This window comes from Cereibacter sediminicola (genome assembly GCF_007668225.1).
In the GTDB taxonomy this organism is placed as follows: domain Bacteria; phylum Pseudomonadota; class Alphaproteobacteria; order Rhodobacterales; family Rhodobacteraceae; genus Cereibacter_A; species Cereibacter_A azotoformans.
Genome location: NZ_VDEK01000004.1, coordinates 83,247 through 97,679 on the forward strand (window position 1 = coordinate 83,247; position 14,433 = coordinate 97,679).

Below are 14,433 nucleotides of genomic sequence, written 5' to 3' on the forward strand. Positions count from 1 at the left end.
TAGGTCAGTAGGTCGGATCGGGAAGCTGCTTGCCGTTCGGCCACGGGCGCGCTTCGGTAACCGGCACGAGCGAGGCGGCCGAGGTCTCGTAGCGCGCGGCCGAGTAGATGTGCATGTCGCCGCTTCCGTCGCTGTAGGCGTAGCTGTCCGGGCTCGAGAACTTGGCCGCCACGTCGAACATCGGATAGAGCGACCAGTTCGCGTCCCAGTTCTGGTGCTTGGCCCCGTTCGGCCCGCAATAGACCTCGATGCCGTCGATGAAGCAGTAGACCCGCTCTCGGGTCACAAGGACGGCGTAGTCGTGGATCTCCGAGTAGGCGTCAAAGCCGTCGAAACCCAGCTTGCGAAGATCGAACTTGAGCGGCGCGCGCGTCCTGACCGACAGCGAGCCATACTCGCCCGAGTGGACGTTGCAGGTGCTCCAGCCGCCATCGGGCCAGGATCCGTAGATGCTGTTGAAATGCTCGAAGACGTCGATCTCGGGCGGCCATCCTTCGGCGATCAGCCAGAACGCCGGCCAAGAATACTTGCGGCTGGACGTGACGCAGCGCGCCCTCCAGATGCCGGTCTTGCCCCGCCATTCCGGCATGCGCTGGCCGATCAGGACCGAGGCCTGATGGTAGAAGATGCGGGTCGAGTTGTAGGTCACCGGAGCGGGCAGACGGCAGGAGCGCAGGCGGATCGCGGCGCGGCCCTGCCCGTCGCTCACCCTCGCATGCGGGGATGCCGACTGCGTGGGCCAGATATCCTCGTTCATGTAGAGGCCGACCTCGGCGTTGCCGTCCTGCGTGTAGCCATGTGAAAGGCGCGAGCGCCAGCAGGGCGTGCCGGACGCGCTGTTGTCGAGATAGCCCGTATCCGACCAGCGCGCGCTGGCGGCATCGAGCTGCGCCGTCGGCGTGCCGGTGATGTTCAGCCGCATCGGCGGGCGATGGCGGGGCAGGACGGCCGGTGGCTCGTTCACCGCGCCGTCCTTGATCTCGACATAGGCCGTGACCGGAGACGCCGTGCGCCAGCCGCCCATGTCCGTGTGGAGATAGAGGAGGAACCTCTGGCCCGCGGTCCGGGTCGTGGTCCGCATGTCGATGGTGATCCACATCTCGGCATCGTCATCCGGCCGCCAGACATGCCAGTAGTTTCCGACCCAGAGCGATTGGTCGGCGCCGACATTGATGCCGCCCCCGGTCGTGTTCTGGACGAAGGGTCGCAGGATCGCGGTCATCCGCACGGGCTGATCCGCCGTCACCTTGATGTAGGCATAGCGTTGGCCCGGCGGAACATGGATCGTTCGGGTGGCCGGATCGTCATAGGCGATCACGGGCAGGGGCAGGGTGCCCAGCAGCTCCCACGGGTTTGCCTCGACAGGAGCCGGAACGGTGCCGCCGCTGTCGGCGGGGGCGGCAACCTCGACCGGGGCGGCCGACGCCCCGTCGAAGGCCCACGAGAATCGCTGGCAACGGACGGTCGCCAGCCCGTTCCCGCCTCCGGCGCAGAGGCCCGCCCAGCCGCCGGTGGTGATCGGGCTCGTGTCCGTCAGGGTTCCCGTCCAGGCGGCGGGCTCGTTCGCGGTGGCGGCCCAGGCCTTCCAGGACAGTGTCGCACCCACCATGCGAACGCGCAGCCAGTAATCGCCCGCGGCCGCCCGCGCGAAGGCGAGGTTCGACAGGATCGTGGCCGCGCCCCCGTTGAACCGCACGACCTGCAGCGACGGGCCCGAGCCGTTGTTGTTGAACATCACCCGGTAGCCGGTTTCACTCGCGGCCGCGCCGGCGGCCCGCACCGCAAGGCCGGCAAATCCGCTCGCATCGGCGAAGGTGAAGAGCGCGAGTGTCTCGATATCGACGGCTCCGTCCGCCGCGTCGCAGGCCAGGAGCGAACGGGCGGTGCTTGTCGGCTCGGCCCGCACGCAACCCTGCGCCTCGACCCAGGAGAGCGCGTGCCACACCTGCCGCCAGCCGTCCGGGGACTGGCCCGTGCCATCCTCGAACAGGTCGGCCAGGCCGGCATCCGGTGTGGTGGTGCCTTCGAGCTGGCTGATGCGGTCCAGCGCCCCGGTGAGATGGCTCTCCAGTTGGTCGAGCGCATCCTGCACCCGCACCAGGCGGTCGGCGAGCGCGGCGTCGCCGGCATCGGTCGTCAGGCTGAGAGTGTTCAGCCGGTCGGACAGTGCGTTGTCGCCGCAGCTGCTGCTGTCGGCGAGCCCCGGAAGGGCGGTCTCGAGAGCCCCGAGGCGCGCGAGAAGGTCGGCGGCCTCGTCCGAGGCATGCGAGCCGAGCGCGAGGAGATCGGCCCGGACCGCAGCGAGTTGCGCGGCGAGCCCGTCGGCTTCGGTCTGCGCGTTCTGGACCTGAGCGGCCAGCTGTGCCTCGAGCCCCGCGATCCGGGACGAGAGCGCGTCGAGGAAGGGTGTGATGTCGGGATCTATTGCCATGGCGTTTCCTCTGATGACAGGCGCCGCAGGGGCCCTTCGCAAGGTGATCGCCGCTGGAGATTGATATTCGTAAACCACACCGCGCGCTGCCTCTGCCCGACGACGAGCCCGTGCCGCGGCCTGATTCGCGGCGTCTGGGCACCCCGAGGCGCAGGCGGACCGGGCCGCTCGCAGTCGAACCGGAATCGCTGGACCGCCGGAGACAGTGAACCGCGGGCGGTGAGCGTCACAGATCGAGACGCCACGGATCCACGCCTCCTGGATCGTAGACACCAGCGCCTGTTCCCAGGGAACGCGCGGGAACCAGTCTGCGCCGGACGGAAGGTGGGAGCGAGACGCATCATCGCAAGCAACGACAACCGCCACGGCGGCCATCAGGTGCCGCCGGGCGGTGTCATCAGCAGGGGAAGGGCCGCGCCGCTCTCGGCGATCGACCGGAGCCGGCTGCGCCGTGCGGTGGGTGCTCCTGTGGCTGGTTCGGGTGCCTGCTACGGCACCCGGCGGATCCCCAGCCGGGACAGGCGCACGGTCGCGCTGACGGGCACGTTGCTGCCCATGCAGAGGATGTTGACCTGCGCGAAGCCCTGACGGCCGGTGGCCGCTGCCCAGTTCGCCGGGATCACGAGATCCTGAGACATGATCTCCAGATCCACCGCCGACCCATCCATGACGTTGGTCCCGGCAGCGTTCCAGAGCCCGGCGAAGGCCCCGAAGTAGCGCAGCTTGAAGGCGTCGGCCGGGGTGTCGAGGCCGGTGCCCTGGATGAAGCCGCCCATCCTCACGCCCAGCAGGCCCTTGTGGCCCACGTCGATGCGCAGCCGCCCATGCAGGCGGATCACGTCGCCTGGCGACAGGGCGCTGACGGCGGCCGTCATCGCATTGGCGAAGCGCGCGCCGCAGGCGGCCGAGACGCTGGTCGCCCCGCTCAGGGTGATGATCTGCTCATCATAGCCGTCCGGGTCGGTGCCTTTGCCGGCCGCGATCGACAGCCCGTCCTGCACCCGCTCGGCCGACAGGATCCATCCCGTCGCCACGTCCCCGGTGATGACAGCAGCCGGAGTGGCCTGAATGGTCCCGGTCGCTCCGGTCATCATGGGCGCTGTGTTGAGACATCCCTCAGCCAAGATCGGCAGGTCCAGCAGGCTCGGGAAGGTGGCACCCGGATAGAGCGGGGCCAGCGCCGCCGCGATGGTCTGACCCAGGATCCTGGACCCTGCGTAGGTCGGATGCAGCCCGTCGTAGGACAGGCCCGGCGCCCACTTGGTCGGATCCGCCGGATCGGCCAGCGCGTCCCAGCTGTTGACGCTGACATATCCCGGCCAGTCCGCAGCCCGCTGCGGATCCTCGAGCCAGGCCCGGCGCTCCTGATGCGCAGTGAGATTTGCCCCGGCCAGGTTGTCACGGGGCGCCTCGTTGCAGACCACGAGGCGAACGCCCTGCGCTGTCCATGCGTTGAAGATCGTGATGTAGTTGGCGATGCTCTGGGCGCTCGTCAGGGTCGTGTCGTTGACCCCGCCCAGAAAGACGCAGACCTTGGCGCCGAGCGCCGCCGCCTGAGCCGCATCCCGCTCCGCCCGCGCCGCCATCTGGGTGGTCGTCTCGGCCCCGATGGCGAAGTTGCCGCCCTTCGGAACGAGGACACGATGCGACAGCGCGGCCAGTGCGTGGGCCTGCCAGCCCGCCGCGAACGAGACCCCGGCATTTTCGAGCGGGTTGGTCTCGGCCGTCGATCCATGGGCCCGCAGTGTGGTCATGCCCGAGGCCGTGCGGCTGTCGCCGTTGACGACGAGGATCCTGTTGGCGGCCGGAGTGACCATCGGGGCCGCCACCACCTCCACCGCGAACGTGTCGCTCGCGCTGCCGCCGGGATTGGTGACCGTCACGGTGGCCGTGCTGGTCACATCGGCCTCCGGCGCGGTGCCGGTGATCATGCCGGTGGAGGGGTTGATCGAGAGCCACGCCGGCCCGGTCAGGGCATAGCCGAGGCTCGAGCCGCTCGCCTTGAGCGCGGCGTCGATGCTGATGCTCGCGCCATGGCGTGCGCTCAGATCCTGCAGACCGCTGATCGTCGGTGCCTCGAAGGGCACCGCCTGCGGCCCGGACGAGAAGGTCCGCTGGTTGCCCGCACTGTCTGTCACCAGAACCGAGACAGAGATCACGTCACCTTCCGCGACATTGGTCGAAGCCGCCACCGCCTCGGCATTGCAAGCGTAAGTCTCCACCACGGAGGAGATCGTGCCGGCGGTCGAGGCGTAGGTTCCTGCCGCCCACGCGCTGGAAATGGTCATCCCGGATGAGAGCGGGGCGAGCACGGGCGCCGATGTGGCTGTGATGAAGGGGGATGCCGCGCGCCCACGCTGCGCGGTCAGCCCGAGGCCAAGGCCGGGATGCATGTCAGATCCACCCCGTGATGTCGGTGGCGCTCGTCCCGGTGGCGCGGATGCGGGAAGCGCGCAGGGCGTAGGTGCCGGCGGGCAGATCGCCGGTCGTATGGATTGCCCCATCCGCGCCGACGAAGGCGAGCGTTCCGCCACCGCCGATGGTCACGGCCCGGATGGCGGTCGCGAGGTCGATGCCGTCGGACGGCGTCACCGCGAGCGCGCCGAGCGCGGGGCTGTCAAGGCCGGACGAGTGGTGCTTGAACGGATCGGACATTGGGATCTCCATGGGGCGCGTCGCGCCATCTCGGTGATGCGGGCCACCCGGGCGACAAGGGCAGCCCATCCTTCCTTGCTGGTCACGAACCTGGCCAGCCCTCAGCGGCGCAGCCGGAAGGCCGCTGCGGGCAGCAGATGTACCAGGCATGAGTTGACAATCGGCAGCATCAGCGGCCGCACGCCTGGTTCAGCTTTGAGCCGATCCACGCAGCGAGCGTCTCGGCCGAGGGACGAGGCAAGACCGGGCAAGCGGGACGAAGGTGTGGACTCAGGCGGCCACAACCCCTCGTGCCACCGCCCGGCGGATCCTCGACAGTCGTTGCGGACCAAAAGAGAGAACCGGCGCGGGCGCGGCGCCGGGCGGTTCGCAAAATACCAGAGGAATCCGCGACGGAGCGCGCACGACGACCGGCGCGCACGATCCCCCTCAGGGATCGCCTCGGCCCTGTCAGGCCGCCCTTGCAGCACCGGTTCAGGGCGGAGCATGAGACCCGACACGGCGGCTGCGGTGGACTTCGGCAGGCTGCACAAGGTCCGCGAACCTATGCGCGGTCCCTTGATTGCCATCCAAGAGGCTAATTGCTTGGTGACCCCGGCAGGACTTGAACCTGCAACCTATCCCTTAGGAGGGGATCGCTCTATCCGTTGAGCTACGGGGCCGGCTGCCACTCGGGCTTGCCCTTAATGGAGCCATTCGCAGCCCGTTGCAAGCCACGAGGGGGAGGCGAGGGAAGACTGTCGGGAGGGAGAGCTGGGGGAGTGACTCTTGGCCCACCACTCCCCCATGGGTCCATCGCGTCCGTCTTGGAGAGCTTGCACGACGCTCAGGATCAGAAAGGCCAGTGTTCCTGACCGTTAACGCTAACATGCCACAGGAAGAGCCCTTGGACAAGCCCCCCTTTGGCGCTAACAAGAAAAGGTAAGATCATTACGCGAGAGATGTTTCCGTGGCCAAAGAGCCGGCTTCCGCCCTGCAGCGGCGTCCCCTGACCCTGCGCGATGTCTCGGATGCCTCGGGGGTGTCCGAGATGACCGTCAGCCGGGTGCTGCGGAACCGCGGCGATGTATCGGGTGCCACGCGCGAGCGGGTGCTCGCCGCCGCGCGCGAGCTGGGATATGTGCCCAACCGCATTGCCGGCGCATTGGCCAGCCAGCGGGTGAACCTCGTGGCGGTCATCATCCCGTCGCTGTCCAACATGGTCTTCCCCGAGGTGCTGACCGGCGTGTCGGAGGTGCTCGAGGATACCGGGCTCCAGCCGGTCGTGGGGGTCACCAACTACTCGCCCGAGCGTGAGGAGAAGGTCCTCTACGAGATGCTCTCGTGGCGGCCTTCGGGCATCATCATCGCCGGGCTCGAGCGGAGTCATGCCGCGCGGGCGATGCTCGAGAATGCGGGCATCCCGATCGTCGAGATCATGGATGTGGACGGAACGCCGGTGGACCATGCGGTGGGCATCTCGCACCGCCGCGCCGGCCGGCACATTGCCGAGGCGATCATTGCGGCCGGATACCGGCGGATCGGCTTCCTCGGAACGATGATGCCGCACGATCACCGGGCCCGGAAGCGGCTCGAAGGTTTCGAAGAGGCGCTGGCCGCCGCCGGACTGCATGTCGAAGACCGCGAGTTCTACTCGGGCGGGTCGGCGCTGCTCAAGGGGCGCGAGATGACCGAAGCCATTCTCGCACGCTCGCCGGACCTCGATTTTCTATACTATTCCAATGACATGATCGGGGCCGGGGGGCTCTTGTGGTGCCTGCACCACGGCATAGATGTTCCGGCAAAGGTTGGGCTGGCGGGCTTCAACGGGGTGGAGCTGGTGCAGGGCCTGCCCTGCCACCTGGCGACCATGGATGCCTGCCGGCTCGAGATCGGGCGCAAGGCGGCGGAGATCGTGGCGGGCAAGCGGCCGGATGGCGCGACCTCGGGGCTCGTGATCGAGCTCGAGCCCAAGCTCGAGCCGGGGGACACGATCCGCAGGGTCGTCAGGTGAAGATCGTCACCGAAAGGCAGGCCAGCACGACGACGGTCAGCGGGATGCGCAGCCGCATCCACCACTCGGGCGCAAGTCCGTGGCTCCAGAAGTTCCAGTCGAGCGCGAGGAGGCCCGCAAACCCGGCCGCGAGATAGATCGCCGAGGAGGTCGGCCCTCCGCCCACGAAGAAGAAGGCCCAGAGCGCGGGAATCACCGACAAGGCATAGCCGGTGAAGGCCTCGCGCCCGCTCGTCTTCGTGGCAAAGCCCCAGAGCACGCCCGACATGAACGACAGGATCACCGTTCCGTAGGCGAGGCCCGCATAGGGCCCCACGAACCGCGGGCCGAGCGTCCGGGCGCCCCAGTCGGCCAGATCGGGCTGGAGTTCGGTAAGCGCGCTCCAGACAAAAGGGATAAGCCCGGCCAGGCCGAGCAGCAGGGCAGAGCGGGGGACGCGCGTCATCCGTTCCCGCCTCCGGGTCAGGGCGTTTCGGCGGTTTCGCGCAGGATGCGCGGCACCTTGAACTCGACCCGCTCCTTCACGGTCTCGACCAGCTCGACCGTCGTGTCGAACCGCTCGCGGAAGGCCGCGATCACCTCGTCCACCAGCACTTCGGGCGCCGAGGCGCCTGCGGCAACCCCCACCGCCGTCACCCCCTGGAGCGAATCCCAGTCGATGTCGGTCGCCCGCTGCACGAGCTGCGCCACGCGGCAGCCGGCCGCGCGCCCGACCTCGACCAGACGCCGCGAGTTCGACGAGTTCGGCGCGCCGATCACGAGGAGGGCCTCGATCCGGTCCGAGAGCGCCTTGACCGCTCCCTGACGGTTGGTGGTCGCGTAGCAGATGTCTTCCTTGCGCGGGATGTTGATCGCGGGGAACCGCTCGCGCAGCGCCGCCACGATGGCCGCCGTGTCGTCGATCGACAGCGTCGTCTGGGTGATGTAGGCCAGCCGCTCGGGGTCGCGCACATCAAGCCCCGCCACATCCTCGACCGTCTCGACCAGCAGCACCTCGCCTTCGGGCAGCTGGCCCATCGTCCCGATCGTCTCGGGGTGGCCGGCGTGCCCGATCATGATCATCTGCAGGCCGTTCTCATGGTGGCGTTCGGCCTCGAGATGGACCTTGCTCACCAGCGGACAGGTGGCATCGACATAGACCATGTTGCGCCGCTCGGCCTCGGCCGGGACCGACTTGGGCACGCCATGCGCCGAGAAGATCACCGGGCGGTCGGTCGGCGCCTCGTCGAGCTCCTCGACGAAGACGGCGCCCATGTCGCGCAACCGATCCACCACGAACTTGTTGTGGACGATCTCATGGCGGACATAGACCGGCGCCCCCCATTTCTCGAGCGCCATCTCGACGATCTTGATCGCGCGGTCCACGCCCGCGCAGAAGCCGCGCGGCGCGGCCAGATAGAGGGTGAGGGGGGGCTTCGTCATGGCCGGCTCTCTTCGTCCTGTGCAGCCCAGACCTAGTCCGATCGGGCGCTCAGGTCCAGCCCCGGCCGGGTGGCCGCCTCAGGATGCCGCATGGTCCGGCCGGTGCGCTGTCCGTGCGCGCCAACAGGTCACTTGGCTTCGACGGCGATCTCTTCACGTTCTATCCGCGGCTCTCGCGGGGGGCGTCCGATCACCTCGCGCAGCTCGTCCAGTTCGATGAAATTGTCGGCCTGACGGCGCAGCTCGTCGGCGATCATGGGCGGCTGGCTGCGGATGGTCGAGACCACCGAGACGCGCACGCCCTGCCGCTGCAGGCTCTCGACCAGCGGCCGGAAATCGCCGTCGCCCGAGAAGAGCACGATGTGATCCACGCGCGGCGCGAGTTCCATGGCATCGACCGTAAGCTCGATGTCCATGTTGCCCTTGACCTTGCGTCGCCCCTGGCTGTCCGTGTACTCCTTGGCCGGTTTCGTCACCATCGTGAAACCGTTGTAGTGCAGCCAGTCCACGAGCGGGCGGATGGGCGAGTAGTCGTCGTTCTCGAGAAGTGCGGTGTAGTAGAATGCCCGCAGCAGCTTTCCGCGGCGCATGAACTCCTGGCGCAGCAGCTTGTAATCTATGTCGAAACCCAGCGCCTTGGCGGCGGCATAGAGGTTCGAACCGTCGATGAACAGCGCCAGCCGTTCGTCTTTGTAGAACATTATCCTTGTCCCCTGCGAGAACCCTTGCCCCGGTCAATCTGCTGTCATCGAGAATAGATTTCGGTTAGCAAAAATCGACAAGGGGTCGGATATCAGTCTAATACATCTACCGGCAAGCGGGCCTCATCAGAAACTTATACCATTGGACAGGCCACCTGGAAAGCAAGCTCTGGTTGCACTCGGCTCAAACATGCCGTTTGCGGGAAGGTTCCCCGAGGGCGCCGTCCGGGATGCGATTGCTGCGGTCGCGAAGGCATTTGGTGCAAGTTTTCATGCCAGCAGACTCTACCATACCCCTTTTTTTCCTGAGGGTGACGCACCGGATTTTGTCAATGCGGCCATGACACTGCACCTATCGGATGAAGTGGGTCCAGAGGCGGTTCTGCGCCGCCTGCATGAGGTTGAGGCGGATTTCGGCCGATCGCGTTCGGAGCGGTGGGCGAGCCGCACTCTCGACCTGGATCTGATCGCGCTGGGTGATTCGGTCTGGCCCGACGCCGGGACGCAGGGGCTGTGGAGAAACCTGCCCCCCGAAGATCAGGCCCGGCGGGCGCCCGAGGGGCTGATCCTGCCCCATCCCCGGCTTCAGGACCGAGCCTTCGTCCTCGTGCCGCTCGCCGATGTGGCGCCGGAATGGCGTCATCCGCTGCTCGGCCGCACCGTCCTCGAGATGCTGGCGGCGCTTCCCGCGGCCGACCGGGCGGCGGTGGTGCCGCTCGATGCCTGAGGAGCAGGGAATCCGCCCTTGTCAAGAGGTCGGGCGACCGTTACATAGGCCGCTCCATGCCCCCTGTCCGAAACGGAGACTCCCATGGCCCGCGTGACGGTTGAAGACTGCGTTGACAAGGTCCCGAACCGGTTCGAACTGGTGATGCTGGCCGCCCATCGCGCACGCGAGATCGCATCGGGCTCGGCTCTGACGATCGACCGCGACAACGACAAGAACCCGGTCGTGGCCCTGCGCGAGATCGCGGAGGAGACCCAGGGCGCCGAGTCGCTGCGCGAGCGGATGATCGAAAGCCACCAGACCCAGATCGAGGTGGACGAACCGGAAGAGGATCAGATGGCGCTGCTCATGGGCAGCGAGGTCGATCGCCCGGTGCAGGACGACATGTCCGAGGAAAAGCTGCTGCGCGCCCTGATGGAAGCGCAGGGGCAGAACTGATTACGTGGTGAATCTGTTGCGGCCGGGGCCATGATCGACGTCGAAGACCTGATCGCCCTCGTCCGCAACTACAATCCGCGCACGAATGCCGACCTCATTCGCCGGGCCTACGCCTATGGCCGGCAGATGCACGAGGGGCAGTTCCGCCACTCGGGCGAGCCCTATTTCACCCATCCCGTCGCCGTCGCCGCCATCCTGACCGAGCAGCGGCTCGATGATGCGACGATCGTCACCGCGCTCTTGCACGACACGATCGAGGACACCAAGTCCACCTACACCGAGGTTGCGCGCCTCTTCGGCGAGGACATCGCCGAGCTGGTGAATGGCGTGACCAAGCTCACCAACCTCGAGCTGTCGTCGGCGCAGTCCAAGCAGGCCGAGAATTTCCGCAAGCTGTTCATGGCGATGTCCAAGGACCTGCGGGTGATCCTCGTGAAGCTGGCCGACCGTCTGCACAACATGCGCACGATCAAGTCGATGCGCCCCGAGAAGCAGGCCCAGAAGGCGCGCGAGACGATGGAGATCTTCGCGCCCCTTGCCGGCCGCATGGGCATGCAGTGGATGCGCGAAGAGCTGGAGGATCTGGCCTTCCGCGTCCTGAACCCCGAGGCGCGCAACTCGATCATCCGCCGCTTCATCACGCTTCAGCGAGAAACCGGCGATGTGGTCCACAAGATCACCGCCGACATAAGGCTCGAGCTGGAAAAGGCGCAGATCGAGGCCGACGTCTATGGCCGGGCCAAGAAGCCCTATTCGATCTGGCGCAAGATGCAGGAGAAGGATCTGGCCTTCTCGCGGCTTTCGGACATCTACGGCTTCCGCGTGATCTGCAAGGACGTGGCCGACTGCTACCGCATCCTCGGCGTGATCCACCAGCGGTGGCGCGCGGTGCCGGGGCGGTTCAAGGACTACGTCAGCCAGCCGAAGTCGAACGGCTACCGCTCGATCCACACCACGGTATCCGGGCGCGATGGCAAGCGGGTCGAGGTGCAGATCCGCACCCGCCAGATGCACGAGGTCGCCGAGGCGGGCGTCGCCGCGCACTGGAGCTACCGCGAGGGTGTGCGCGTCCACAACCCCTTCGCCGTCGATCCCGCCAAGTGGATCGCGAGCCTGACGGAACGGCTCGACGAGGACGACCACGACGAATTCATGGAGAACGTGAAGCTGGAAATGTACACCGACCAGGTGTTCTGCTTCACGCCGAAGGGCGACGTGATCCAGCTGCCTCGGGGGGCGACGCCGCTGGATTTTGCCTATGCCATCCATACAAGGATCGGCCATTCCACGGTCTCGGCCAAGATCGACGGCATCCGCGTGCCGCTCTGGACGCGGCTGAAGAACGGACAGTCCGTCGAGATCATCACCGCCGAGGGGCAGCGTCCGCAGGCCTCCTGGATCGACATCGCCACGACGGGCCGGGCCAAGGCCGCGATCCGCCGCAGCCTGCGCGAGGAAGACCGGGGCCGCTTCGTCAAGCTGGGGCAGGAGCTGGCCCGCGCGGCCTTCGATCATGTCGGCCGCAAGGCGACCGACAAGGCGCTCAGGACCGCGGCCAAGATGCTTGGTCTGCCGGACGAGACAGAGCTTCTGGCGCAGCTCGGTTCGGCCGAGCTGACGGCCCGCAAGGTGGTCGAGACCCTGTATCCCGAACTCGCCCGCTCCAGCGGCCCCGAGGTGGATGTGCGGCGCCCCGTCGTGGGCCTGTCCGACGACCAGCAGTTCCGCCGCGCGAAATGCTGCCAGCCGGTGCCCGGCGAGCGGATCGTCGGCATCACCTACCGCGGGCAGGGCGTGGTCATCCATGCCATCGACTGCCCCGCGCTGGAAGAGTTCGAAGAGCAACCCTCGCGCTGGATCGACCTGCACTGGCACACCGGCCGGCATGCGGCGGTGCATACCGTGACGCTCGATCTTACCATTTCCAATGACGCGGGCGTGCTTGGTCGGATCTGCACCTTGATTGGCGAACAGAAGGCCAATATCTCCGACCTGAGGTTCACGGATCGCAAGCCCGACTTCTACCGTCTTCTGGTTGATGTGGATCTGCGCGACGTCGAGCATCTGCATACGCTGATGACGGCACTCGAGGCCGAAACGGACGTGGCGCAGATCACGCGGCACCGCGATCTGAGCAGGAAACCCTGACCGGGGACGAGGCACGTTTTGGTCTTCAAGCGACGCACTCCACGCACATGGCGGCAGCTTGCGCAGGAGGCCGTCTGGCCCCGCGGCGGCTGGTCGCGCGCCGCGCAATATGTCAAGCACCGGCTGACGCGCTTGCCGGACGAGCCGCATCGCATCGCGCGCGGCGTGTTCGCCGGGGTGTTCATCTCGTTCACGCCACTGTTCGGCTTTCACTTCTTCGGGGCGGCGCTGCTCGCGTGGATCCTGCGCGGCAACATCCTTGCGGCCCTGCTGGCGACCTTCGTCGGCAACCCGGTGACCATGCCGCTGATCGCCTTCGTGTCGGTCGAGATCGGCCACTGGATGCTCGGCATCGACGTGCCGCTGACGATGGTCAACATCTTCAAGGCCTTCTCGGACGCCGGGTCGGAGCTGTGGGCGAACTTCCTGGCCATCTTCACCGATGACGTTGCGCGCTGGCGCAACCTTGCCCGGTTCTTCGAGACGATCTACCTTCCCTATCTCGTCGGCGGGATCTTTCCGGGGCTCGTCGTGGGCTTCGGCTTCTACTATCTCACCATCCCCGTGATCCGCGCCTACCAGAAGCTGCGGGCCCTGAAGGCCGAGGCCCGGCGGGCCCGCCTGCGCCGCCGTGGCCTTTCGGAGGCGGATGACGGCGAGGCCGGAAGCCAATAGGATGGGCAGGACAATCTGGCAACGGGCGGATGCGGAATGAAAGCTTTGGGTCGGCTGCGGCTTGGCGTGAACATCGACCATGTGGCGACGGTGCGCAACGCGCGCGGGACCCCCTATCCTGATCCGCTGCGCGCGGCGCTGCTGGCCGAGGCGGCCGGGGCGGACGGGATCACCGCGCACCTGCGGGAGGATCGCCGCCACATCCGTGACGAGGACATCACCGCGCTCATGCAGGGGCTGCGCGTGCCGCTGAACCTCGAGATGGCGACCACCCCCGAGATGCAGGCGATCGCGCTGCGGCACAAGCCGCACGCGGTCTGTCTCGTGCCCGAGCGGCGCGAGGAGCGCACGACCGAGGGCGGGATCGACGTGGCCGGCGACATCCCCCGCCTGACCGAATTCGTGGCGCCCCTGCGCGAGGCGGGCTGCCGCGTCTCGATGTTCATCGGCCACGACGTGCGCCAGATCGAGGCGTCGGCCGAGATCGGCGCCGCGGTGGTCGAGCTGCACACCGGCCACTACTGCGATCTCATGGCCGAAGGGCGCAGCGCCGAGGCCGCCCGCGAACTCGAGGCGCTGCGCGAGGGGGCGGCGCTGGCCCATTCGCTGGGGCTCGAGGTCCATGCCGGCCACGGGATCAGCTACGACACGGTGGCCGAGATCGCGGCCTTCCCGCAGGTGATGGAGCTGAACATCGGCCATTTCCTGATCGGCGAGGCGATCTTCCGCGGCCTCGGCAGCGCGATCGAGGGGATGCGGCGGCGAATGGACGCGGCGCGTGAGACGATGGCTTGAGCCTGCCCGAGCGAACTGCGGCATGATCCTCGGCATCGGCACCGACCTCGCCAACATCGAGCGGGTGGAGAAGACGCTGGCCCGCTTCGGCGACAGGTTCCGCAACCGTGTCTTCACCCCGCTCGAGCAGGCCCGGGCCGAGCGGCGGGCGGATGTGGCCGGCACCTATGCCAAGCGGTGGGCGGCCAAGGAGGCCTGTTCCAAGGCGCTCGGCACGGGCCTGCGCATGGGCATTGCCTGGAAGGACATGAGCGTGGCGAACCTTGCCACCGGGCAGCCCGTCATGCAGCTGACCGGCTGGGCGGCCGAACGGCTGGCCGCCATGACCCCTCCGGGGCACGAGGCGATCGTGCATGTCAGCCTTACGGACGATCATCCCTGGGCCCAGGCCTTCGTGGTGATCGAGGCCCGGCCGCTTCCAGCCCCGCCAGCTTGACTCATCCCGCAC

13 protein-coding genes and 1 tRNA gene are annotated in these 14,433 nt (G+C 67.4%); 7 read left to right on the top strand and 7 right to left on the bottom strand.

Going from position 1 to position 14,433, the window contains the following annotated elements; genetic code table 11:
- Positions 1–4: 4 nt before the first annotated feature.
- The 4 genes from FG154_RS04230 to FG154_RS04245 all read right to left on the bottom strand — a co-directional run bounded on the left by FG154_RS04230 (position 5) and on the right by FG154_RS04245 (position 5,748).
- Complete coding sequence (locus FG154_RS04230) at positions 5–2,431, bottom strand: hypothetical protein (RefSeq protein ID WP_145104662.1); 2,427 nt, start codon at positions 2,429–2,431, stop codon at positions 5–7.
- 488 nt (positions 2,432–2,919) lie between these two features.
- Positions 2,920–4,824, bottom strand: coding sequence for an SGNH/GDSL hydrolase family protein (locus FG154_RS04235; protein WP_186312287.1), 1,905 nt, complete (start codon positions 4,822–4,824; stop codon positions 2,920–2,922).
- A 1-nt stretch (position 4,825) separates the two neighbouring features.
- Positions 4,826–5,086: a spike base protein, RCAP_Rcc01079 family gene (locus FG154_RS04240; protein WP_145104666.1), complete on the bottom strand. Its 261-nt coding sequence runs from the start codon at positions 5,084–5,086 to the stop codon at positions 4,826–4,828.
- 586 nt (positions 5,087–5,672) lie between these two features.
- Positions 5,673–5,748 (bottom strand) — tRNA-Arg (locus FG154_RS04245).
- A gap of 287 nt (positions 5,749–6,035) precedes the next feature.
- On the opposite strand from FG154_RS04245, the gene cceR reads away from it, so the two are divergent.
- Complete coding sequence (gene cceR, locus FG154_RS04250; protein WP_145104668.1) at positions 6,036–7,079, top strand: LacI family DNA-binding transcriptional regulator CceR; 1,044 nt, start codon at positions 6,036–6,038, stop codon at positions 7,077–7,079.
- Here cceR and FG154_RS04255 read toward each other — a convergent pair.
- The 3 genes from FG154_RS04255 to FG154_RS04265 all read right to left on the bottom strand — a co-directional run bounded on the left by FG154_RS04255 (position 7,072) and on the right by FG154_RS04265 (position 9,202).
- Positions 7,072–7,524 (bottom strand): DUF3429 domain-containing protein, encoded by a 453-nt coding sequence (locus tag FG154_RS04255; protein WP_145104670.1) that lies wholly within the window; start codon positions 7,522–7,524, stop codon positions 7,072–7,074. The two genes, cceR and FG154_RS04255, sit on opposite strands and share 8 nt — an antisense overlap.
- A gap of 17 nt (positions 7,525–7,541) precedes the next feature.
- On the bottom strand, positions 7,542–8,501 hold the full coding sequence (gene ispH, locus FG154_RS04260) for a 4-hydroxy-3-methylbut-2-enyl diphosphate reductase (protein ID WP_145104672.1): 960 nt from the start codon (positions 8,499–8,501) through the stop codon (positions 7,542–7,544).
- A 128-nt stretch (positions 8,502–8,629) separates the two neighbouring features.
- A complete protein-coding gene (locus FG154_RS04265; protein ID WP_011909528.1) occupies positions 8,630–9,202 on the bottom strand; it encodes a LabA-like NYN domain-containing protein in 573 nt (190 codons plus the stop codon).
- A 142-nt stretch (positions 9,203–9,344) separates the two neighbouring features.
- Here FG154_RS04265 and folK point away from each other — a divergent pair, with 142 nt between their 5' ends.
- The 6 genes from folK (at position 9,345) to acpS (ending at position 14,421) form a co-directional block, all read left to right on the top strand.
- A complete protein-coding gene (gene folK, locus FG154_RS04270) occupies positions 9,345–9,929 on the top strand; it encodes a 2-amino-4-hydroxy-6-hydroxymethyldihydropteridine diphosphokinase (RefSeq protein ID WP_425456831.1) in 585 nt (194 codons plus the stop codon).
- 84 nt (positions 9,930–10,013) lie between these two features.
- Positions 10,014–10,367 carry a DNA-directed RNA polymerase subunit omega gene (gene rpoZ, locus FG154_RS04275; RefSeq protein WP_145104676.1) on the top strand — a complete coding sequence of 118 codons (354 nt, stop codon included), beginning with the start codon at positions 10,014–10,016 and terminating at the stop codon, positions 10,365–10,367.
- Positions 10,368–10,397: 30 nt separating this feature from the next.
- Complete coding sequence (locus FG154_RS04280; protein ID WP_108220942.1) at positions 10,398–12,515, top strand: RelA/SpoT family protein; 2,118 nt, start codon at positions 10,398–10,400, stop codon at positions 12,513–12,515.
- Between the two features lie 18 nt (positions 12,516–12,533).
- Entirely contained in the window at positions 12,534–13,190 is a 657-nt protein-coding gene (locus FG154_RS04285) for a DUF2062 domain-containing protein (protein ID WP_145104678.1), read from the top strand.
- Positions 13,191–13,226: 36 nt separating this feature from the next.
- Positions 13,227–13,985 (top strand): pyridoxine 5'-phosphate synthase, encoded by a 759-nt coding sequence (locus FG154_RS04290; protein ID WP_145104680.1) that lies wholly within the window; start codon positions 13,227–13,229, stop codon positions 13,983–13,985.
- Between the two features lie 22 nt (positions 13,986–14,007).
- On the top strand, positions 14,008–14,421 hold the full coding sequence (gene acpS, locus FG154_RS04295) for a holo-ACP synthase (RefSeq protein WP_145104877.1): 414 nt from the start codon (positions 14,008–14,010) through the stop codon (positions 14,419–14,421).
- Positions 14,422–14,433: the final 12 nt, after the last annotated feature.